This window comes from Mycobacteriales bacterium, assembly GCA_036497565.1.
Classification (GTDB): domain Bacteria; phylum Actinomycetota; class Actinomycetes; order Mycobacteriales; family QHCD01; genus DASXJE01.
In genome coordinates this window covers 36,188-57,007 of sequence record DASXJE010000077.1, presented here as the reverse complement: position 1 = coordinate 57,007, position 20,820 = coordinate 36,188, and the positions used below count along the sequence as shown (strand labels likewise).

General features: G+C 66.9%; 22 protein-coding genes and 1 pseudogene. 10 read left to right on the top strand and 13 right to left on the bottom strand.

Features of this window, described 5'->3' with window-relative positions:
* Window positions 1-386: 386 nt before the first annotated feature.
* Window positions 387-1,841, bottom strand: a complete 1,455-nt coding sequence (locus VGH85_06810) for a sulfatase (protein ID HEY2173509.1) — start codon at window positions 1,839-1,841, stop codon at window positions 387-389.
* A gap of 796 nt (window positions 1,842-2,637) precedes the next feature.
* Here VGH85_06810 and VGH85_06805 point away from each other — a divergent pair.
* Complete coding sequence (locus tag VGH85_06805) at window positions 2,638-3,162, top strand: GrpB family protein (protein HEY2173508.1); 525 nt, start codon at window positions 2,638-2,640, stop codon at window positions 3,160-3,162.
* Window positions 3,163-3,648: 486 nt separating this feature from the next.
* Complete coding sequence (locus VGH85_06800; GenBank protein ID HEY2173507.1) at window positions 3,649-4,617, top strand: class I SAM-dependent methyltransferase; 969 nt, start codon at window positions 3,649-3,651, stop codon at window positions 4,615-4,617.
* Window positions 4,618-5,082: 465 nt separating this feature from the next.
* Here the strand turns inward: VGH85_06800 and VGH85_06795 are convergent, their stop codons facing one another.
* The 5 genes and pseudogenes from VGH85_06795 to VGH85_06775 form a co-directional block, all read right to left on the bottom strand.
* Window positions 5,083-5,466: a hypothetical protein gene (locus VGH85_06795; protein HEY2173506.1), complete on the bottom strand. Its 384-nt coding sequence runs from the start codon at window positions 5,464-5,466 to the stop codon at window positions 5,083-5,085.
* Window positions 5,459-5,617, bottom strand: a pseudogene (locus VGH85_06790) (flavodoxin family protein). Before VGH85_06790 ends, VGH85_06795 begins: the two are co-directional and overlap by 8 nt.
* Before the next feature lie 65 nt (window positions 5,618-5,682).
* Entirely contained in the window at window positions 5,683-6,834 is a 1,152-nt protein-coding gene (locus tag VGH85_06785; protein HEY2173505.1) for a HAMP domain-containing sensor histidine kinase, read from the bottom strand.
* Window positions 6,831-7,511, bottom strand: a complete 681-nt coding sequence (locus VGH85_06780; GenBank protein ID HEY2173504.1) for a response regulator transcription factor — start codon at window positions 7,509-7,511, stop codon at window positions 6,831-6,833. The genes VGH85_06785 and VGH85_06780 overlap by 4 nt, the downstream gene beginning before the upstream one ends.
* A 156-nt stretch (window positions 7,512-7,667) precedes the next feature.
* Window positions 7,668-8,672 (bottom strand): NAD-dependent epimerase/dehydratase family protein, encoded by a 1,005-nt coding sequence (locus VGH85_06775; protein ID HEY2173503.1) that lies wholly within the window; start codon window positions 8,670-8,672, stop codon window positions 7,668-7,670.
* A 122-nt stretch (window positions 8,673-8,794) separates the two neighbouring features.
* Here VGH85_06775 and VGH85_06770 point away from each other — a divergent pair, with 122 nt between their 5' ends.
* From VGH85_06770 to VGH85_06745, 6 genes are all read left to right on the top strand, one after another.
* Window positions 8,795-9,451 (top strand): glycosyltransferase family 2 protein, encoded by a 657-nt coding sequence (locus VGH85_06770; GenBank protein ID HEY2173502.1) that lies wholly within the window; start codon window positions 8,795-8,797, stop codon window positions 9,449-9,451.
* Window positions 9,451-10,080, top strand: coding sequence for a DUF2064 domain-containing protein (locus tag VGH85_06765; protein ID HEY2173501.1), 630 nt, complete (start codon window positions 9,451-9,453; stop codon window positions 10,078-10,080). Before VGH85_06770 ends, VGH85_06765 begins: the two co-directional genes overlap by 1 nt.
* Window positions 10,080-10,718 carry a class I SAM-dependent methyltransferase gene (locus VGH85_06760; GenBank protein ID HEY2173500.1) on the top strand — a complete coding sequence of 213 codons (639 nt, stop codon included), beginning with the start codon at window positions 10,080-10,082 and terminating at the stop codon, window positions 10,716-10,718. The genes VGH85_06765 and VGH85_06760 overlap by 1 nt, the downstream gene beginning before the upstream one ends.
* A 202-nt stretch (window positions 10,719-10,920) precedes the next feature.
* A complete protein-coding gene (locus VGH85_06755; GenBank protein ID HEY2173499.1) occupies window positions 10,921-11,991 on the top strand; it encodes a molybdopterin-dependent oxidoreductase in 1,071 nt (356 codons plus the stop codon).
* On the top strand, window positions 11,988-12,458 hold the full coding sequence (locus VGH85_06750; GenBank protein HEY2173498.1) for a hypothetical protein: 471 nt from the start codon (window positions 11,988-11,990) through the stop codon (window positions 12,456-12,458). The genes VGH85_06755 and VGH85_06750 overlap by 4 nt, the downstream gene beginning before the upstream one ends.
* A gap of 61 nt (window positions 12,459-12,519) precedes the next feature.
* On the top strand, window positions 12,520-13,854 hold the full coding sequence (locus tag VGH85_06745) for a hypothetical protein (GenBank protein ID HEY2173497.1): 1,335 nt from the start codon (window positions 12,520-12,522) through the stop codon (window positions 13,852-13,854).
* A 151-nt stretch (window positions 13,855-14,005) separates the two neighbouring features.
* Here the strand turns inward: VGH85_06745 and pip are convergent, their stop codons facing one another.
* Window positions 14,006-14,959, bottom strand: coding sequence for a prolyl aminopeptidase (pip, locus tag VGH85_06740; GenBank protein HEY2173496.1), 954 nt, complete (start codon window positions 14,957-14,959; stop codon window positions 14,006-14,008).
* A 955-nt stretch (window positions 14,960-15,914) separates the two neighbouring features.
* On the opposite strand from pip, the gene VGH85_06735 reads away from it, so the two are divergent.
* Window positions 15,915-16,799, top strand: a complete 885-nt coding sequence (locus tag VGH85_06735; GenBank protein ID HEY2173495.1) for an alpha/beta hydrolase — start codon at window positions 15,915-15,917, stop codon at window positions 16,797-16,799.
* Between the two features lie 215 nt (window positions 16,800-17,014).
* Here the strand turns inward: VGH85_06735 and VGH85_06730 are convergent, their stop codons facing one another.
* The 5 genes from VGH85_06730 to VGH85_06710 all read right to left on the bottom strand — a co-directional run bounded on the left by VGH85_06730 (window position 17,015) and on the right by VGH85_06710 (window position 19,875).
* On the bottom strand, window positions 17,015-17,203 hold the full coding sequence (locus tag VGH85_06730; protein ID HEY2173494.1) for a sigma factor-like helix-turn-helix DNA-binding protein: 189 nt from the start codon (window positions 17,201-17,203) through the stop codon (window positions 17,015-17,017).
* Between the two features lie 679 nt (window positions 17,204-17,882).
* A complete protein-coding gene (locus tag VGH85_06725; GenBank protein ID HEY2173493.1) occupies window positions 17,883-18,014 on the bottom strand; it encodes a hypothetical protein in 132 nt (43 codons plus the stop codon).
* Window positions 18,015-18,075: 61 nt separating this feature from the next.
* Complete coding sequence (locus VGH85_06720) at window positions 18,076-18,465, bottom strand: heme-binding protein (protein ID HEY2173492.1); 390 nt, start codon at window positions 18,463-18,465, stop codon at window positions 18,076-18,078.
* 45 nt (window positions 18,466-18,510) lie between these two features.
* A complete protein-coding gene (locus VGH85_06715; GenBank protein ID HEY2173491.1) occupies window positions 18,511-19,362 on the bottom strand; it encodes an enoyl-CoA hydratase/isomerase family protein in 852 nt (283 codons plus the stop codon).
* 165 nt (window positions 19,363-19,527) lie between these two features.
* Window positions 19,528-19,875 (bottom strand): hypothetical protein, encoded by a 348-nt coding sequence (locus VGH85_06710; protein HEY2173490.1) that lies wholly within the window; start codon window positions 19,873-19,875, stop codon window positions 19,528-19,530.
* Here VGH85_06710 and VGH85_06705 point away from each other — a divergent pair.
* Window positions 19,868-20,131 carry a hypothetical protein gene (locus VGH85_06705; protein HEY2173489.1) on the top strand — a complete coding sequence of 88 codons (264 nt, stop codon included), beginning with the start codon at window positions 19,868-19,870 and terminating at the stop codon, window positions 20,129-20,131. The genes VGH85_06710 and VGH85_06705 overlap by 8 nt on opposite strands.
* Window positions 20,132-20,444: 313 nt before the next feature.
* Here VGH85_06705 and VGH85_06700 read toward each other — a convergent pair whose 3' ends face one another.
* On the bottom strand, window positions 20,445-20,747 hold the full coding sequence (locus VGH85_06700; GenBank protein ID HEY2173488.1) for an antibiotic biosynthesis monooxygenase: 303 nt from the start codon (window positions 20,745-20,747) through the stop codon (window positions 20,445-20,447).
* Window positions 20,748-20,820: the final 73 nt, after the last annotated feature.

Sequence of the window (20,820 nt, the reverse complement as noted above, 5' to 3'; positions counted from 1 at the left end):
GTGGGGGCGGCTCAAGCGTCGCGAGCCGGCGGCGCAGATGGCCGCATAGCGGACCGTCGAGATCAGCAGCCAGGCGAACAGGACCGCTCAACAAGTAGCAGCCGCGCAGCGGCCCTGGCAAACGGCGGCTGTGAGCGCGTAGAAGCCCATTCCAGGGCGAAGCGAGCCGGTCAGGTGGTGCTCATGCCATGCGCGTTGAGGTAGGTCGAAGAGTCCGTCAATCTCCTGCAGGTCGTCGCTGAGCTGGCCCATAGCGAGGATTTCCGGTTCGCGCTAAACATCGAAAGCGTCCTTCGCCCACGCGATGTCGAGCCAGAGCCCGATGGTTCTGATGGTCGAGATCCAACTGACCCGCGCCATCTGGCCGGGAGGACACGGTGCCATGGTCAGCCGGACGGCGCGGCGGCGCTCCAGCATTGTGTGTAGCCGCTGCACCGGTTCAACGCGGCCACCTCAGTGTGCAGAGTGTTGATCGTCCGATGCGAAAGCCTGTTGTAGATGTTGTCGATCTCGTACGGGTCGCTCGTCCTGTCGTAGTACTCCCGTCCGCCACGGCGGTACTCGACATAGGTGTAGGTCGCCGACCGCACCGCTCGGTAGGTCGGTAGACGACCGGCGGTGCCCGGCTGGCGATCCGGATCCCCCGGCTTCGTCTTGATCGTGACGTGCTCGATCTCGGCCAGGGTGCGCCACGGGACGTTCTGTCCGTGCAAGAGCTCCACCAAGCTGTGGCCGTCGATCTGTGTGGGAATCGGCGCCCCGGCCAACTCGTCGAACGTTGGGGCCAAGTCGATGTTCTCGACCGGCCGAGCATCGACCATACCCGCGGCGATACCCGGTCCGGCGGCCACCAGCGGCACCTTCACATCGGTGTCGAAGGCGGTGAGCTTACCGCCGGTGAGGCCGAAGTCGCTGATATGGAATCCATTGTCCGAGCTGAACAGGAACACGGTATTGGCGAGCTGACCGGTGCTGCCCAGCGTCGTCTCCAGGTCACCGATCATTCGGTCCACCGACTGAACGCACTCCACGCGCTTGCGGAAGGCCCGATCGCCGGCCGCGATCTGCTTCGCGGTCAGCTGCGGCCGCGCGGCCAGCCAGCGGGGCGCGTTGGCCGGGTGCCTGTTGAACGCGGGCGTCCGCGGGACCCTGAGCGAGGCGAACCTGCCGACATCAGTCGGCGCCGGAACGTAGGGGCTGTGGGGAGTGAACGTTGCAATCTCGAGCGCGAACGGGGTGGCCGCGGCGGCCGAGGTCCGGATGAAATGTCGGCCCATCCGGTCCAGCACCGTCGTCAGATAGTCGCCGGGCGAAAAGCCGTGATGCACGATCTTGCCGTTGAGCGACAGGTTGTAGCCGTACTCGCGATATCCGTGGCCGTCTACCGCTCCCCATTGGCTCCAGCCGGGCGGGTTGGCCGGCTCCGCGAGCGGGGCGTATCCGTTGAGGTACTTGCCGAAGAAACCGGTACGGTAGCCGGCCCGCCGCAGGCTCACCGCGAACGTGTGGGCCTGGTCAGAATTGGCCTGGAAGGCCGCATACCCGCCGCTGGGCGCGGTGTTCGACAGGACCCCCGTGTTGTGCGGGAACTCCCCGGTGAAGATCGACGCCCGAGACGGGCAGCACAGCGAATCTGTGACGGTGTAGTTCGTGAACGTCATGCCGCGGTTCATCAACGACTTCAGGTGCGGCATGTACCGAACCAGGTTCGACGACAGGTCGTCGGTCAGCACCAGCACGATATTGGGCCGGCGCGGTGACGCAGCAGCGTGCGTCGAGGACGCGGTGGTGCCCGTGGCAGCCGCCCCGCCGTCCACGCTGATCAGCGCGAGCGCGGCCACGCCGCAGACGAGCAAAGCGACAAGCGACCTGCGCAGGGTCCGACCGGCGCGAGACACGCGGCGTGGTGTCTGCACCGCACCACTGCCGAGGGACGGGATCTGTGTGCGCATCGCACTCCGATCGCCCGGCGCCGGCCACTGCGACGCGTGTCGAGATCGTCCCGGCGACGCTAACACGCCGAAAGGCGCATGTGGGTCACGATCGACACGCCTAGGACGATGTACCCGAGTTCGATGCATCGCTCGCGCAGGGGTCGGCAGCGCAGATCCGCCGCCCACGAAAAGCGCTGCAATCGCGAGTCAAGTCTCACTGGCCGGTGGCGGTCTCAATGGTGACCAGCTCGCCGGCGGGGACCAAGTCGCTGGGCGCAGGCCACCCAGGACCGTCGCGGGTCAGGAAAGTACCGGCGAGATCGACGGCGCGACCAGATCCGACCCCCCGCCACCACTGCCCGGTAGCCGTCCCACTTGGCGTCACACCCGGCTGGCACCGACCACATCCGCCGCGCGTGCCGCTTCGCGTACATGCATCTGCCGCCGATGGTGCGCAACAAGCGGTCGCTACTCGTCCGTCTCAACCAACTTCCACCGCGTCGGACCCATCGTGGCCGTCAGTCGTGCGCGGAAATCGGCGTCTGCCTCCCCCGAAACAGTCACGCCGATGACGCCTCCGCCGACCACTTCTACCGCTCGGACCGGTGGAATCAAGCCGCTCCGCGTCCGGTAGCCGAAATCCTGGTGGATGCGATCGGTCGCTCGATCGCCCGTTGGGTCGGGTTAGCTGGACACTGTCTTCGTGTCAGAAGTCGTCGTTCCTCCTGATCCCGAATGGCGTGCACGGTTCGAAAGCGAGCGTGAGGCGCTGGAAGCCGTGCTTCGGCCGTGGCTGGTCGCTGGGATTCACCACATCGGCTCGACGTCGATCCCGAGGATGCCTGCCAAGCCGATCCTGGACATGATGGCGGGGGCGTTGTCGTTGGCATGTGCGCCTGAGGCCGGCATGCGGCTGGCCGAGTTGGGCTACCGATCAGCGCCGCATCGCATCGACGCCGCCTTGTTCGTCAAGGGAACCCGAGGCGCCGACACCCACCATCTGCACCTGACTATGCCCGAGAGCGATCTGTGGATTGAGCGTCTGACTTTCCGCGACGCCGTTCGCGCCGATCCCCGGTTGGCTCAGGAGTATGCGGAGCTCAAGCAGCGGCTGCTCGTCGCCAGCGGTGGTCGACCCTATGACGCGGCTGGCAAGCGGGACTTCGTCCGTCGAGTCCTGGCCGGGGCCGGAGTGACACTTCGCGACGGTTTGTATTCGCGCCAGTGATCCCTTCGGGCGGCGCTGTGGCTGGTGCAGATGCCGAACTTCAATCCCAAGGAGTGGATGTAGCTGGCGACCGATGGTGGCGACGTATCTCCCCAGGACAGGTTCTCTGTTCAGAGGCCGCAGCACGCAGCGCGCATACCGATTACGAGATCGTCTACGAAGCGTTCGCCTCCGGCCTCGACCGGTGAACGTGTCACCCATCAAAGGCCCGCCAGCGCAGACCGCGATCACCAACACCGGCCACGCCGTCGTCGCACGCCCTGCAGACGACGAGGCGGGCGCCCGCGGAGCGTTCACGATCGCAGTCAACGTGAATAGCTTCTACGTGGGCAGGGCAGCAATCGAAGATGAACAGAATCGTCCGAAACTCAGCCTCGTCACAAGGCCAGAAATGCCGACACGGGGCAACCGCAAAGTCGGTCAGCGCCGCCCCGTCGTGACAGGGGAGCATCGACACAATCCCGACCAACCGTCTACGGTGTCGAGATGAAGATCAAGAAACGGTCAGCGCGGCTGCTGCGGCGCGTCGCGCGGCGTCTGGACCCGCCCGCCAAGCGGCCACCTCGCCGGGAGCCCCCGCCTCCGCCTCCGCCTCCGCCTCCGCCGCCCCCGCCACCGGAGGTCAAGGTCGCCGCGCCGCCGGGCAAGTGGATCACTTCGTCGCCGGCCGGTTCACGCAAGGCCTCGCTGTTCTTCGACGACTATCCGCGCTTTTACGAGACGAGCCAGACCACCGCGACGCGCGGCAGACTGAACCTTCGGTACGAGGCCATCTTCGCCGAGAACCGCGAGCTGTTCGAAGGTGCGCGCGTACTCGACATTGCGAGTCACGACGGCCGCTGGTCGCTCGCTGCGCTCGCGAGCGGGGCCGAGTCCGTGATCGGTATCGAAGCCAGGCCGGAACTGGTCCAGAACGCGGTTGAGACGCTCGCCCACTACGGTTACCGACCCGATCGCGCACAATTTATCGCCGGTGACATCTTCAGCACCTTCGCCACCCAGGACTTCGAGGTGGATGTCGTGCTGTGCCTGGGTTTCCTCTACCACACGATGCGTTACAACGAGCTCATGCACGGGATCCGGAAGGCCAACCCGCGCCACGTCATCATCGACACCGCATCGCCGATCATGATGGGTGACGACGCCGCCGTCGCAGTGCAGCGTGATTTCCATGACCGGCAGCGCGCCGCAGCGCGCGACGACTACACCTATGGCGACTCCGTACTCGTGGGGCAGCCCAACCTCAAGGCGATCTCGGTCATCGCGAGGTCCTACGACTACAAGATCGAGGGCATCTCTGATTGGGACGGCGTGCTCCGTGACAACCCGGACCTGGTCGCGCTCGGCGAGGTCGGCGACTATGTCAACTACATCCGCACCACCGTTCGGCTCACCGAAAGGGTCGCCACTACGTCACAGATCACCGACGAAACGGCCGTCGCGGGCGTGGCCTAGGAACCGAAGGCGAGTCCGTGCAGTCGCCGAGAGTAGGCACGGCAGCTCAGCGCTCCTTCGGTCATGACCAGGCGCACTTCGCATAGCACACCGATCCGCGGCAGATGCGTACGGTGCCGCTGCGCGGCAGACATCCGGTCGGTGCCCCTGCGGCATTAGCGCGCGTTGCCTGCGAGCGGCGGCTGGCAAACCCTGCTTCGTGTCTGAAGCCACCGAGGTAGCCGCGTTGCTGGACGAGGTAGCGCCTAGGCTTGATCCGCTTGCTGTCGCGGTACGCGCGGAGGGCGACGCGACTCGGTTCTTCACCCCCGCGCCGGCGGGTGACTGGGTGGCGCTCTCGTTTACCGACTCAAGCGGTCACCGCGTTATCAGAATCGCCCTCGACCCTTAGGACCGTCATCGCAGGTAGCGGCCGCCCGAACGTAGGGCCGACCGGGACTGATCGGCCGAGTTGAGGTTGCGAGCCTAGTCGGCAGGTTGATGTGGTCCCCAATCTGCTTGGTGATCGAAAGTGGGCGACGTCGTGACGAGATCGACGTCGCTGCCGTCGGCGTTCGCGGTGGCGATGCCTTCGGTGACGGCCTTGCCGCAGCTCGGGACGCAGAGTAAGTAGCTGATCTGCGTGCCGGTGGGTGCCCAGGAGAAGTCGCCGGCGTTGTAGCGGCCGCCGTTGACCGCGAGCCGGATCTGGGTCAGGCCCGTCCCGTCCGGGTGTACGGTGAACAGCCGCCCGGAGTGTTCGAAGGCGATCGTGTCTCCGTCGGGCGACCAGCTGCCGTCGTCATCGACGAAACCCCACGGTGTGATCCGGTGCAGGCTGCGGCGGTCGGTGTTGACCACGAACGGCACGGACGATGTCCACGCCGAGGCCGTGCTCGCGCATGATGTGCGCGCTCGCGTCAACCAGCCCCTGGGTATTGCTCGGCTCGGGCGATCGCTTCAAGGTGCAGTTGATGAACAGTGCGCTGAGGTCGGTGTAGTCGGGGAGCGTGGCGGTCATCTTGTTTCCCTTCGCTCGTGAGTGTGCAGCCCACCCCGGTTCCTGGCGGTCAGGGACAACGCCGTTCATCGCCCATGCGGGCCGGCGCGGCGTGAGTGTGCATCGAACGGGACGGCGAGCCGGAACGTGCAGCCGCAGCCGTGATTGGCCACCGAGACGGCACCGTGATGAGCCTCGATCACGCCGCGGACGATAGCCAGGCCCAGGCCTGCGCCCGCGCTGCCGTCATCGTGGGGAGGACGGGCGGACTCGCCGCGAAACCCCACGTCGAACACGCGTGCCAGGTCGGATTCGGGGATTCCGCCGCACTCGTCGCTCACGCTGATCTCGGCGCAGTCCCGGGCGCGGCTCACCGCGATGGTCACCGTGCCACCGTCAGGCGTGTGCCGAATGGCGTTGGCAACGAGATTGGTGACGGCGCGGTCCAGTTGAGCCGCGTCACCGCGCACGAACGCAGTGCCGGCGGGGGTGCCTCGCAACGTCACCCCTCGAGCCCGCGCCAGCGGCGCTAGCGCAACGATCACGTCCGAGGCCAGATCGTCGAACGACACCGGCTCGTCGGCAGTACGGGTGTGGCCGGCCTGGATCCGGGACAGGTCGAACAGGTCGTCGACCATGTTGTTCACCCGATCCACCGATGCGCTGATCTGCTTGTAGTACGCGGACGGATCGTCGGCCAGCCCGTCCTCGAGCGCTTCGGCTATCGCACGCAGTCCGGCCAGCGGCGTCCGCAGGTCGTGGCTCACCCATGAGACGAGCTCGCGGCGGGCTGCTTCGAGTGCTCGCTCGCGATCGCGAGTCTCGCTGAGGCTACGCGCTGTGGCCGCCAGGTCGTGTCGCAGCTGATCGAGTTCGGCGGTCAGTGGACGGCCGTCGGTCGTTGGGACGCGTCCCGCCGCGAGGTCGGCGACTGCGGTATGCAGCAGTCGATTGTCGTGGGCCAGACGTCGCGCCGCGGCACCGGCTGCGACCGTAGCGATGACCCCGGCCACGACGGTAAGAACGACAACGGTGACCAGCTCGGAGGTCGGCAACAACATCGCGTGGATGGCGCTGAGCATGGCACCCAGGGACGCTGCGGTTCCCGTCAGCACGACGCAGGTCACCACGCCGAGGAGCGTGCGTCGCCGCACCGGCAGGAGCGCGAACCAGACCGCGATCGCCGCGACGGCGGACCACAGCATCGCCCACGCGACGTTCGCGACGGTGAGGTTCACGGGAGCTCCAGCCGGTACCCGATGCCCCAGACGGTCTTGATCAGTGCCGGGGTCGTCGGATCGTCTTCGACCTTCTCGCGCAGCCGCCGGATGTGCACGGTGACGGTCGACTGGTCACCGAAGGTCCATCCCCACACTTCGCGCATGAGTTGGTCGCGCGAGACGGCCACATCGGGGTGCTCCATCAAGTACGCGAGCAGTTCGAGCTCGCGCACGGTGAGAGTCAGCTCGTGGCCGTTGCGGGTGGCCCGGCGCGCGGTGCGGTCGACGGTGATCGCACCCGCCGTCAGCATGCGCTCCGGGCGCCGCACCGGTGCGCTGCGACGCAGCACCGAATCGACGCGGAGCACGAGCTCGCGTGGTGAGAACGGCTTGGTCACGTAGTCGTCGGCGCCGACCTCGAGGCCGGCGATCCGGTCTTCGGCCTCTCCTAGTGCCGTGAGCATGATGATCGGCAGGTCGGGGCGGGCGGCGCGCACCTGGCGGCAGATCTCGAGGCCGTCGAGCTCGGGAAGCATGATGTCGAGGACGACGAGGTCGGGCGGGTCGGACTCGATCGATTTCAGCGCCGTCCGTCCGTCGCTGACGTACGCGGCGGCATGTCCGGCGCGTTCGAGGTAGTCGCGCACAACGGTCGCAATCGTCTCGTCGTCATCGACAACGAGCACACGCGACATGACTGCATCGTATGTGCGGATGGGCCCGGCGAGCGGGCACGTCACTGCTTCGTAAGCTCGCGCTCGCCTGCCGCACCCTGCTCGGCCATTTGGTACTCACGGCCGGCGTGCTGTGTCGTCCTTCGTCGTGCTTCGTGTCAGGGCCGAGGCTGCCGGTCAGTCGCCGGTGGACATCAGCTCGCGGACACCGGCCGCGAAGTCGACTTCCGGATGCCAGCCGAACATCGTGCGCAGTCGGCTCGAGTCGGCGGTGATGTGCCGGACGTCGCCGAGCCGGAACTCCCCGGTCACGCATGGCGTCGGGCCGCCGGCGGCCAGAGCGAGTGCCTCGGCCATGGCGCCGATCGTTCGAGGGGTGCCGGACCCGACGTTGAGTGCGACCATGCCGCGCTCGTGCCGTTCGATGGCTGCGACTGTCGCCGCCGCGACGTCACGCACATGGATGAAGTCGCGGCGTTGTCGACCGTCCTCGAACACGCGCGGCGACTCGCCGCGCGCCAGCGCGGACCGGAAGATCGCCGCGACTCCGGCGTATGGGGTGTCTTTCGGCATGCCGGGCCCGTACACGTTGTGATACCGCAGGCAGGCGACGCTGCCGCCTACCGCGCGCGCCCAGGACGAGGCGAAATGCTCCTGGGCAAGCTTGCTCGCGGCGTAGGCGTTGCGCGGGTCGAGACGGCCGTCCTCGTCGATCATTGCGGAACCGAGGCGGCGGCCACATCGGGGGCAGCCGGGGTCGAACCTGCCGGCGCGCAGGTCATCCTCGGTGCGGGCACCGGGCGCCACGTCACCATGTGCTGTGCAGCGACCGAGCCCCTCGCCGTACACGACCATCGAACTGGCCAGCACGAGCCGTTGGACACCGTGCTGCGCCATCGCAGCCAGGACGGTGGCGGTGCCGCGGACGTTGACGTCGGCGTAGTCAGGAGTGTCTTGAACGTCGACGCCCAGGCCCACCTTGGCCGCGAGATGACATAACGCGTCGGCATCGCGAATGACCTGACCGACGGCGACGGGATCGCGTACGTCGCCGAGCGTGACGTCGACTCCCCAGCCGGCGGCGCGCGTGTCGAGCACGCGGACGTCGTGGCCGCGTTCGACCAGTCGTGTCACGACAGGTCGGCCGATGAAACCGGCGCCACCGGTCACGACAACACGCATCGCTGGTCCTTTCGCAGAGTTCCCTCCACCCTCACACGCGAACCGCGCTCATCTCCTTACGATCCGATGATCGATTTGGCCATTCGCTCTGCGCAGCCGCTGTCCGTGGTTACGTCGCTGACATGAGCACCGACCCCCTCATCGAAATCGTGCTGCCGTGTCTGGACGAAGCTGCCGCGTTGCCGTGGGTCCTGAATCGGATTCCGTTGTCCGCTCGCGCCATCGTGGTCGACAACGGGTCGAGCGACGGATCGGCCGACCTCGCCCGGGCCGGCGGCGCAATCGTCGTCGAGTGCACGCAACGCGGCTACGGAGCGGCCTGCCACACCGGCTTGAACGCGGCCACCGCCGACGTAGTGGCGTTCTGCGATTGCGACGGGTCGCTCGATCCCGCCGACGCAGTGCGCCTGACCGACTCCCTCGTGGCCGGCGCGGACCTCGTCGTCGGCCGCCGTCGGCCGACCTCGCGCGCAGCGTGGCCGCTGGCCGCACGGCTGGCCAACCACGCGCTCGCCCGGCGGGTGCGAGCGCGCACCGGAGTCCAACTCACCGACCTCGGCCCGATCCGCGTCGCCCGCCGAGAACCGCTGCAGGCGTTGGACATCCGCGACCGCCGCAGCGGATACCCACTCGAGACAGTCGTTCGTGCGGCGCACGCCGGTTGGCGCATCGACCAGGTCGACGTCGACTATCACCCCCGCTCGGGCCGTTCGAAGGTCACCGGGACGCCCCGCGGCTACCTGCAGGCCGTCCGCGACATGAGCGCGGTGCGGTTCTGATGATCGAGACCTACATCGTCATCGCGAAGGAACCGGTGCCGGGACGCGTGAAAACGCGCCTGACACCGGACGTGACGGCAGCGGACGCCGCTGAGCTCGCTGCCGCGGCGCTGCAAGACACCCTCGATGCCGTTGATGCGACACCGGCGCGCGACCGGGTGCTTGCATTCGACGGCTACGCCTATGACTGGCTGCGTCCAAGATGGCGGCACTGCGATCAGGCGGGCGGCGGGTTGGACATGCGCCTCTCGGCCGCCTTCAGCAATGCCGCCCTGCAACCCGCGGTGCTCGTCGGGATGGACACCCCGCAGGTGACCCCGGCGCTGCTCGGGCAGTTCGACCCTGCCACGTTCGACGCGTGCCTCGGCCCGACAGTCGACGGCGGGTATTGGTGCATCGGCCTGCGCGACCCATCGCTGGCGCCCACCGTGATCAACGGCGTGCCCATGTCAACGTCGTGGACTTTCGCCGCGCAGCTCGACCGGCTCAGAAGACACGGGCTCCGGGTGCAGGTGCTCGACGAGCTCATCGACGTCGACACCGCCGCTGACGCCCAGATCGTCGCACAGCTCGCCCCGGCGACGGCGTTCGCCGCGACCTGGCTACGCCTGGCCGAGGAGGCAGCCTGATGCAGGTCGGTGCCCTCCCCGCCTACGAGCATTCGCTCTCACGCGGCACGGCGCTGCACCTGCGCCACCCCGACGGTTGCACCGTCACGCTCGACATCGCACGTTGGCTTGCGCCGGCCGATGCCATCGACCTCGACGCGCTCGACCGTTCAGTGGGTCTGGCCCTCGACGTCGGTTGCGGCCCGGGACGCATTGTCGCGGGACTTGCCGACCGGGAGTGCCTCGCCCTCGGCATCGACATCGCGCCGACCGCTGTCGCCATGACCCGCGAGCGCGGTCTCAACGCGCTGCGCTGCGACGTCTTCGCGCATGTGCCGGGCGAGGGCCGGTGGTCCACAATCGTATTGCTCGACGGCAACATCGGGATCGGCGGCGACCCGTCACTCCTGCTGCGCCGCGTGCACGAACTGCTCGCCCCCGGCGGGCGGGTGATCATCGAAACGCACCCTCAGTGCTCCGTCGACGACCGCCAGCGCGTGCGCTTCGTCGTGTCCGATCAGGTCGTCGGCCCGGATTTTCCGTGGGCCTATGTCGGCAGCGATGCCGCCGTCGACTACGGCCGCACCACCGGCTTTCAGACCATCGAACGCTGGACGAACGGCGACCGAGCATTCGTGCTGCTCGAGCGGCAGCCATGACCGGAATGTCCTGGCGCGACCGCCGGCGCGGTGGTTGGCGGCCTGTCAACCACCGACGAGAGCGCTGCGCGGTGACGGAGCGAACGCAATGACACGCCCGGACAACTGGCCGCGTTTCCGCAGCCCGTTGCGTTCGACCGCGGTCACCGCGCGGCTGGGACGATGGGTCGGCATTTGCTTCGGAATCTGTTTCGTAACAGGGATGCTGAGCCACTACCAGTACCACCCGTGGTCCTGGCTGCCCGAGCCTGCCACGCCGGTGTGGGGATATCGACTGACGCAGGGCATTCACGTTGCCACCGGCACGGCGACGGTTCCGTTGCTGTTGGTCAAATTGTGGTCGGTCTATCCGAACCTGTTCCGCTGGCCGGTGGTCCGCTCCGTCAAGCACGCCGCCGAGCGGCTGTCGGTCTTCGTTCTCGTAGGTTCGGCTCTCGTACAGCTGGTCACCGGCTTCCTCAACACCCTGCACTGGTACCTGTGGCCGTGGGACTTCGCGTCGGTCCACCGCTTCCTGGCCTACGTGGTGATCGGGTCCATCCTGCTGCACATTTCGATCAAGCTGCCCGACATCCGCTATGGGCTCAGCGCCAAGGTGGCCGATGCGGACGTGCTCACCGAAATCCCCTGGCAGGACAACCCCGCCTCACACACCAACGCCGGCGACACAGCGCCGCCACGCACCGACGCACTGACCCGACGTGGCCTGCTGATCGCGGTCGGCACCGGCATCGGCACCGTCCTCGTCACCACCGTCGGAGAGACGATCACACCGCTGTCGCCGCTCGGACTGCTCGCCAACCGGCAGGCCTCGTCCGGGCCGGCCGGCGTGCCCGTCAACCGCACCGCGCTTGAGGCCGGAGTCATGCACGCGGCCCGCTCGCCGCGGTGGCGACTGCACGTCCACGGACCGAGCCCGTTCCTGCTATCCGAACCCGAACTACTCGACCGCGCCCGCACCGACGCCCACCTGCCGATCGCCTGTGTCGAAGGATGGAGCGTCGGCGCCTCGTGGCGCGGCGTGCCGCTGCTCGACATCGTGCGCGAAGCCGGCGGCAATTCCGACTCCCGCGTCCACGCCGTCTCCCTCGAGACCGGCAGCCCCTACAACAACAGCTTCATCGAAGGCCCCCAACTGGCCGCGGCGCTGCTGGCCACCCACCTCAACGGCGAAAGACTCGACCTCGACCACGGCTTTCCGGTTCGCCTGATCGCGCCCGATCGCGCCGGCGTGCTGAACACCAAATGGCTACACAGAATCGAGATCCGGTGACTATGCGCACGTGGCGGATCGTGCTCGGCGCCGCTGGGATTCTTCTCGCACTGTTCGGCGGGTTCCGCCTGCTCACCCAAGTTCCGCTCGCCGACGTCGCGATCCTGGCAGCTTGGATGATCGGCGTCGTAGTAATACACGACGGAGTTCTGTCCCCGCTCGTGATCGCGGTGGGGACGCTGGTCGCGCGGGTGCCGCCTCGCGCCCGCCGCTACGTGCAATTCGCGTTGGTGACAGGCGGCCTCATCGCCGTGATCGGCGTAGTACTCGCCGCCCGCAGGGGTAGCCAGCCACCGGTCAAGGCGCTCCTGCTTCGTAACTACGGGATGAACCTGGTCATCCTGCTCGGCCTGGTCGCCGCCATCTCGCTCGGCACGTACGCCGTGCGTGTCGCCCGCGACGTCAACGCCCGGGGCCGCGGTGATCGCGGTCGCGGTGACGGCGGTACCGGGGCGGGCGGTGACTGACCGGGCCACCGGACCGACTGCCGGGGCCATCGCTACGCGATCCCCGGTCCGGATCGAGCCGGTGCGGTGGGCGAACCGCGGGCTCGCGGTCGGGGTTGTCATTGTCGGGCTGGGTCTGGTCGTTCCGGCGGTATTCCAGTGGCACGTCTATGCCTCTGCGTTCGCCCCGCTCAGCGCCCTCTGGCGACCTCGCGTCGGTGTCGGAACCGCTCCGGCCATCGCGATCGGCGTCGCCGTCGCCCTGCGCGGGATCGCAGCAGCCGATCGGCTGCTGCGGTGGCCGCTGCTGCTAGCCGGGGCTTACGTCGTGTCGCTGGCATGGATGTTCAGCCTGGCTTTGGTCGATGGCGTGTCCGGGATCAGCGCCGTCTTCGAGAACCCGAACGAATCGCTGATCACCGCGCACCGCGTGGGGGGCATCTCGACCCTGCTGCACACCTTCATCGCGCGGATCCCCGCCAATGCTCCCGGCAGTTGGACCACGCACGTCGCCGGGCATCCGCCCGGATCGTTGCTGGTGTTCGTGGCGCTCGTACGGCTGGGCCTGGGCAGCGGCCTGGCGGCCGGGCTGGTCGTGACGATCCTCGGCGCGACGACCCCCGTCGCCGTGCTGCTGACCCTCGACCGGTTGGGCGCACGCCCCGCGGCACGGCGCGTCGCCCCGTTCCTGGCGGTCGGACCGTTCGCCATTTGGTCCGCTGTGTCGGCCGACGCACTGTTCGCCGCGGTGCTCGGGTGGAGCATGTACGCCCTAAGCCGGGCAGCGGCACGCACCGACCGAGCGACCCGTTCGGTGCTCCGAACGCAGGGCTGGGGTTTGGTCGCCGGCCTGCTGTTCGGCTGCGCCCTCATGCTGTCCTACGGCCTGGCGATCGCGGCAATGCTGCTCATAGCCGTCCTGGTCGCCGCCCGGACATGGCGGCCGGCACCGGCAACGATCGTCGGTGCCGCTGTCGTGCTTGCCGTCTTCGCCGCAGCCGGCTTCCGCTGGTGGGCCGCGTTGCCGGTTCTGCACACGCGCTACGACGCGGGTATTGCGCACCTCCGACCAGCGGCCTACTGGATCTGGGCAGACTTCGCAGCCCTGCTGCTCAGCGCAGGTCTCGCTGCCGCGCCCGCCGCCGCGCTCGTGGTGCGTCGCTGGCGACTCGCGGGGCGTTCGATCCGGTCGCCGGCCCGGCCCGTGATCGTGCTCGGCCTCGCTGCGCTGGCCTGTGTCGCAGTCGCGGATCTCACGCTGATGAGCAAAGCCGAGGTCGAACGCATCTGGCTGCCCTTCATGCCCTGGCTCCTGCTCGGCGTCGCGTTGCTCCCACCGCTCTGGCGCACCCGCGCACTAGCCGGACAAGTCGTCCTCGCCCTCGTGTTGCAGACCCTGCTCTTCACCGTGTGGTGAAACCGGTGCCGGCGGCACGTCGCAACCGGTTCGCTGTCCCCGATTACGCGGCATTTGCGGCGGCCACGGGCGGGCCAAGCTATGTGCGAGCTGCAATGCTGGTCGGTCACCATGGTTGAGGCGCCGGCGGCGGGTCTCCGCGAATCGATGTTCAGGTCGTCGTGGCGTAGCTGTCGAGCGCGTCGACGGTTGCGGTGCCGAAGCTGTCACCGCCGTGGCCGGCGTCGCCGAGGACGACGAGTTGGCTTGCCGGCCAGGCTTGGCGGAGGTGCCAGGCTGTGTCGAGCGGACCGGACACGTCGTAGCGGCCGTGGATCAGCGTCGCGGGGATGTGCGCCACCTGATCGATGTTGGCCAGGATCTGGCCGTCTGTGAGGAAGCAGCCGTTGCCCCAGTAGTGGGTGACGAGCCTGGCGAAGACGAGCCGCTCGTCCGCGGGCAACCTTTGTAGCCATGGCTCCCAGTCCGGCATGAGGGACACGTGTGTGTCCTCCCAGACGCACCAGGCCGACGCCGCGCGCTCGCGCACCGCGGGATCGGGATCGGCGAGAAGTGCGGCGTAGGCGGCGGGGATGTTGCCCGAGACGGCGACTGACGGCACGAGTGAGATGAACCGGTCCCATTCGCGGGGGAATATGCGGCCCATGTCGCGGACGATCCAGTCGATCTCACGTCGTGACCCGGCGGTGACCGCGGACAGCACCATCGCCCGCACCCGTGCGGGGTGGGTCTGCGCATACGCCAGCGCAAGGGTGACGCCCCACGACACGCCGTAGACCACGAAGCGGTCCACATCGAGGTAGTCACGTAGCCGTTCGATATCCGCGATGAGATGGGCAGTGGTGTTGCTGCGCAGGTCAGCGTCCGGATCGCTGGCTGACGGTGTGCTTCGACCGCAGCCGCGCTGATCGAACAGAACGGCTCGGTAGCGGGTGGGATCGAAGTGCCGGCGCGCGCCCGGCCCGGTTGCGGAGCCCGGGCCGCCGTGCAGATACATCGCAGGGACGCCGTCTGGTGTACCGACCGTTTCCCAGTACAGGACGTGCCCGTCGGACACCGGCAGCATCCCGGTCTGGTACGGCTCGATGGGCGGGTAGAGACCCACGCGACAAGTCTCGCGCGAACGTCAAGGCTCCGACAGCGGCAAAGCCCGTAGAGCCGCAGGGCGGCATATCCGGTTGGACCGCTGCGCGCATGTCCGGTCGTTGGTGACCAGGGGCTTCCTATTTGACTCAAGTTGGGGAGTCGAGCCGCCGGTCCGCTACGTTCCCTCGGCGTCGATCTGGTCTGAGGTGATACCGGGATCGTGTCGCCAACGGCGAGACAAGGTGGTCGCTCGGCTGCGCGACCACAGCGGGCACGAAGCCGCGAGGACGTGCACGGCTACTACGGCAACATCCCAGACAGCCGACTCAAGCTGAGGCCGCCCGTTCGAACGGGGCCTGTGCCACCCGGCCTTACTCAGCATTCGCTGTTGCACACGCCGCCAGCCTCGCCATCGCCGCCAACGCGCTGGATAGCGCACGACATTCGGCGCTCGACGGTCCTTCTGCAGCCAATTTCAGGAGGTGGTGACTTCGTGGACGTAACAAATGGTGCGCGCCTGGATACCTACGTGATCGAGGCGGACGCGGAAGGATGACCGGCCAGAGTTCGAGGTGCACTCGCGGCAGGATGCATCAGGCCGGGCCGGCAGTGACCAACTTGGCCAGGTCACTGCGCCAGCGCAACAGCAGGCATCGACTGACCGCCTGTGCAGCACGGTCGTGCGCCCTAGCTCGGACATCAGCACGAGCGGCCGCTTGAGCGTCGGGTTCTCCGGCTGCAGTGATGCCGAACCTCCGGTCGATGCACGGTTCGTTCGGCCGGGTGCACAACGAGCGCGGACCGGGGCCGAACGGCCCGGGCATTCCCCGGGCGCGGGCCGAGCCGTCCGAACGGGATGGTGGTCGTAGCGGCGCGGGTCCTGCCGCCCACGCGGACTTCCATTTCGATAACAGCTCTATCCCCGGCCGTCCTCGCCGCAGCGGCCACATTCCCTTCAGACCAGGAGCAAAGCGATGAACGACAACTGCCATCAGGATGGCATCTACCCCTTCCCGGCCGGTACGCAGTCGCGTGAGATCGAGACCAACGGCGCGAAGATCCACGTACGCCTCGGCGGGAATGGTCCCGCGGTCGTCCTGCTGCACGGCTTCGGCACAACCGGCGACATGTGGGGTCATCTGGCGAGCGCACTCATCGAAGACCACCAAGTTATCGTGCCCGACCTGCGTGGGTTAGGCCGCTCGTCAAAGCCGGATGGCGGCTACGACAAGAAGAATCAGGCGGCGGACGTGTGGGGCGTCCTGGACGCTCTGGATGTGCATACCGCCGAATTGGTGACGCACGACATCGGCATCATGGTCGGCTTCGCCGTAGCCGCCACCCATCCCGAGCGCGTGAGCCGATGGGTGGCAATCGATGCGCCGCTACCCGGCATCGGAGCCTGGGATCAGATCAGACAGGACCCGACCATGTGGCACTTCGGCTTCGGCGGTCACGACATGGAGCGCCTGGTCGCCGGCCGCGAGCGCACCTACCTCGATCGCTTCTGGAACGAACTATCCGTCGATCCGAAGCGGTTTGATGAGGCGAAACGCGAGCACTATGCGGCTCTCTACGCGCAACCCGGCGCAATGCGAGCAAGCTTTGCCCAGTTCCTGGCATTCAGCCAAGATGCGGCCGACAACAGGACGTTCCTAGCGCAGGGCAACAAGCTTCAGATGCCCGTCTTGGCCTTTGGCGGCGACGCCACGTTCGGCCCCGGGATCGGCGAGGTCATACGGTGCGTCGCCGATAACGTCGAAGATGCGATCATCCCCGATTGCGGGCACTGGATCACCGAAGAGCAACCGCAGGCAACCACAGATCTGGTCGTCGACTTCCTTCGCCGGGCGCGTTGAAAGGCGGTCTGTGGCTTTGAGGCCGCCGCCTGAGCAGGTTGGAGCTGTGGCGGCGTCGCCCTTTACGTGGGGACTTTGTTGATTCTCACCGCGGTCGCCCCTCCGCGGGAACCGGCACTGTCGACCTCACCATGACCCGGGACGGTGGTCCATGAGGTACGTGACGGAAGGGCGAGGACGCTACAACGGTCAGAGTGGCCGGAGGTCGCATTTCGTCAGGCGGCGCCTCCCATGCCGTCGAGCGCCTGTCGTAGAGCGCGGAATGCGTGGTGGGTGCGGTACTTGACGGTGTCGGGTGGCACGCCGAGCGTGTCGGCGGCATCGTCGATTGATGCGCCGCGGTAGTAGCACTCGAATAGCACCTGCCGGTGTTCGATCGAGAGCGTCTGTATTGCGGCATGCACGAGCTGAACGGCTCGAGCAGACGGAAGGCCGCTGCTAACTTCACAATGGTGGTCGACTCGCCACCACTGGGCACCACCAGCGGGTCGACCGGACTTGGGCCCTACAACGAGCGGCCACGGACCCCTCATCTTTCGACCGCAGCGCGAACTTCGGGAGCGAGCGCATTCAGCGCTGCTTGCATCTCGCCGTCGACGGTCGGTTCGTGGGTAATGTTTGCGGCGTCGTGCGGGTTGCCGCCAGGCGGTACGCGAGCCGGTGAACGGTCGCTGTGTGGGCGCAAACGACCCGGTCCCGATAGCCCCCGGGAGCTGGCATCGGGCCGAGGACAGCCGATGGCTGTATCCGGCGCGATTCCCTCGGCGCGATGGTGTCTTGTGCCGCTCTCATGACGCTACGGTCGCGCCCAGGCCGTTCGATCGCACCCGTGGTTAGCCCTGGTCCGGCGGTCACGGCGCAGCGGGGCAATCGACGTTGTGATCGAATCCTCTGCAGCGGCTGCGCAGGTGGTCACGCACGTGACCATGCATCGGAGCATCCCGAGACCTTGACACGGCGGCTCTTTACGCTCTGGCCGGTTGCTCACGAACTCTCCGTCCGCCGAGGGCCGGGCGTGCGCCCTCGCCGAGCGTGGCGACAGTCAACCCAGCAGCGTCGGCCGCGAGTTGGCGCGGTCGAACATCAACGGTCTTGTTGTGTCTTGGACATGTGCCGCAACGCGATGCCGTGCGAATCGCGGAACATCTGCAACTGCGCATGACCCGCCAGACCATCCGCGCGAAAGTCGTCGCCCCCCAGCTTGCGCTCGCGCAAGCGCCACACGAAACCTATCGACCGACACCGGCGGCCACGCGACTCGGTCGGTGGCTAGGACTTAGCTCATCGCCGCTTCGACAATCGCAATGTCCTGCTCCGTGGTTCCGCCGCTGACACCTACGCCGGCGATCAGTTGGCCTTCGCTGGTGACTGGCACGCCGCCGCCCATCGCGGAGTATCTACCGCCGGAGACGGCTAGGAGAGGATAGAGCTCCGCGCCTGGTTGCACGAGAGGAACCAGGTCGGCGGTGCGGATGCCGACGAGCGCGGACGTGTAAGCCTTTCGCTCGGCAAGCTCGAGTGAGAAGGCAGGCGCTCCGGTCATGCGATGAGTGAGAACGACATTGCCGTGGACGTCGATGACGGTTACCGCGACAGGAACGTTTTGTTTGAGCGACTCGGCCTCGACGTGGTCGGCGATCTTCTTCGCGGTAGTCAGCAGGTCCATGGTGATGTGCTTCCTTCCAGAGGGTGACAATAGGTCGTTCGGGTTTCAGCGGTCGCTCTTGAGGCTTAGCTGTCCCACGGAGAATCCGAGCCGGTCCTCCGTGTCTCCAGGGTTCTGGAGTCCTCGCTCGAGGAGGGTTTTGACTCGTGCCTGGGTCGCTGGTCGCCTGACCGACGCCATGCAGGCGTCCCAGCCTGCTCTGATCTCCACGTCGGGCGGCAGGCTGGCTTCGTTGACGAGGTGCTTGGTGTTGGCGATCGCCCACTTGTCGAACGAGGCGATCCGGGTTGCCAGTGCTTCCACGAAACTGTCCAGCTCGGCATCCGGTAGCGCACGGTTCACATAGCCAAGACGCTCGGCCTCGGCGCCTCGGATGTCGTCCGCGCCCAGCAGCACTTCGAGGGCGCGTGCTCGTCCCATGACCCGCGGCAATCGCGCCATAGGTCCTCCACCAGGGACCACACCCACGCCCACTTCGAAGTGCGACAAGAGTGCTTTCTCTCGGCTCGCGAAGCTCATGTCGCAGGCCAGCGCGAGCTCACTGCCGTTTCCGGTCGCCCGTCCCCGGATCAGCCCGATCGAAACGAACGGCGCGCGCGTCAGTCGCGCCAGGACATCGGGCCATGCCTCGAGACCGGTCGGACCCTGCGGGATGCCCGTCAAGTCGTCGAAATTGGCGAGGAAGTCGGAGTGGTTCAGAAAGAAGCCGTCCACGGCACTTTCGAAGACCACCACCTTCACTCGGTCGTCATTCTCGAGCGCCGTCACGATCTCTCGCATCTGCAGAACGAAGTCCGGACCCATGAGGTTCAGCGGCGGGTTGTCGAGGACGACCCGGCAATATGAAGGTGTCCGTCGATTGAGCCTGACCTGCGCGGCCGGTGTTGCTGAGGACATGACGCTCCTGCTCCTGGTGTTGGCGGTGGACGACGTGACTTGAACATTGCCCGAGGCGCACGCGCTTCGAACCCGTGCGACACCCGGGTCGGGTCTCCCCGGCGCGCTGCCCTGCCTTATTTCGATAACGGAAAGAACGACGACGCCACGGAGGTTCCGGGTTCGCTATCCAGTGGCGACGATGTGCCAGATCGACCCGAACGTCTTGAGCTGATCGCCAGCGGCCACCGTCGTGTCCTTGGATGCCAGGTCGGGCGTGAAGTAGTAGAGCGGTTGGCCGTTCAGGGTGAGCTGGACTACACCATGGTTGCTGAACGTGCCGAGTTCGCCGCCGATCCCAGCTTGCTTGTTGATGCCGTTGCTCGAGCTCACCGACACTGGCGGCCAGAACCCCCAGCAGTTGGTTTTCGTGCGTGCCGTTTTCTCGCAAATGATGTGCTGGGTGGTTTCACCCTGGAATGTGTAGACCGGGTATCCGGATGGACCCACAGCGACGGACTCAGTCGTGTCCACGGGCTTCACCCTGAACGCCTTCGTAGTCGTGTTCGTGACATGGACAGCTGTCCGAATGCTCACCGTCGTCTGCACCGTGGCTGAATTTCCGGACCGGCTTCTGGCGGGCTGGGTCTGCGTCGTCGAGGTGTCAGCGTTTGTGCCCCCGCCGCTTCCGCAGGCCGCGACCGCCAATGAAATCAACACCACGAGAAGGATGCCGTACGTTACGTTGCGAGATCTGATCGGATACATCGATTGCTCCTGTCATTGCTAGGTGTGGTGATCCGCAGGACACACAGAACGCGGGACCGGTTCGAGTCACGTGCACGACTCGCCTCGAAGCTCGCTTCGTGATGCCGTTACCCGGTGCTTGCCATGAAGGTTGCGCTGCGTGCGCACCGGTCGCGCCCGAGTAATGCCCTGGTCAGATGACGCATGCTTCCCCGGGTAGCACCCATCGGGCGGGCTAGCGAGATCAGCGAGGTCGTCCCCGGCACCGACTACCTCGAACCTGCCACGTTCGTCGTTGGCGAGACGCGGCACTTCGACGGTGGTCAGGGTGTGGGGACTGAGGGCAGGCTGTCCGACTAGACGAGTGTTGGGTTGATGGCGGCGTCAAAGATCGTGCGCTCGGGCTGCGCAATCAGGGAATCCGGGAGCATTGCCATGACCCTGTGCACCTGCGGAAGTGACTCCTGTCGTTCGAGAGCCGAGCCGTCCTCATAGATCGCGGTCGCGATGAAGGAATCCGGGTCGCCAAGGGCGCGGGCGATGTCGAACTCGACAACGCCCTCCGTGGCTCGCGCCGGAATGATGATCTCGGCGAGCGCGGCCATTAGTTCGTCGCTCTTGTTCGGCTTGGAATGGATCTTGAAACGAAGAATGATCATTGCTCCTCCAATGGCTGATACAGCGTAGGAGCACACGATGCTCTTTCTGGTCGGGCCACACGCCCGGGGAACT

Coding starts and splice junctions, on each gene's coding strand:
- VGH85_06800 (HEY2173507.1), top strand. CDS start 3,649: ATGAAGATCAAGAAACGGTCAGCGCGGCTGCTGCGGCGCGTCGCGCGG.
- VGH85_06780 (HEY2173504.1), bottom strand. CDS start 7,511: ATGTCGCGTGTGCTCGTTGTCGATGACGACGAGACGATTGCGACCGTT.
- VGH85_06775 (HEY2173503.1), bottom strand. CDS start 8,672: ATGCGTGTTGTCGTGACCGGTGGCGCCGGTTTCATCGGCCGACCTGTC.
- VGH85_06770 (HEY2173502.1), top strand. CDS start 8,795: ATGAGCACCGACCCCCTCATCGAAATCGTGCTGCCGTGTCTGGACGAA.
- VGH85_06765 (HEY2173501.1), top strand. CDS start 9,451: ATGATCGAGACCTACATCGTCATCGCGAAGGAACCGGTGCCGGGACGC.
- VGH85_06760 (HEY2173500.1), top strand. CDS start 10,080: ATGCAGGTCGGTGCCCTCCCCGCCTACGAGCATTCGCTCTCACGCGGC.
- VGH85_06755 (HEY2173499.1), top strand. CDS start 10,921: ATGCTGAGCCACTACCAGTACCACCCGTGGTCCTGGCTGCCCGAGCCT.
- VGH85_06735 (HEY2173495.1), top strand. CDS start 15,915: ATGAACGACAACTGCCATCAGGATGGCATCTACCCCTTCCCGGCCGGT.
- VGH85_06720 (HEY2173492.1), bottom strand. CDS start 18,465: ATGGACCTGCTGACTACCGCGAAGAAGATCGCCGACCACGTCGAGGCC.
- VGH85_06715 (HEY2173491.1), bottom strand. CDS start 19,362: ATGTCCTCAGCAACACCGGCCGCGCAGGTCAGGCTCAATCGACGGACA.
- VGH85_06700 (HEY2173488.1), bottom strand. CDS start 20,747: ATGATCATTCTTCGTTTCAAGATCCATTCCAAGCCGAACAAGAGCGAC.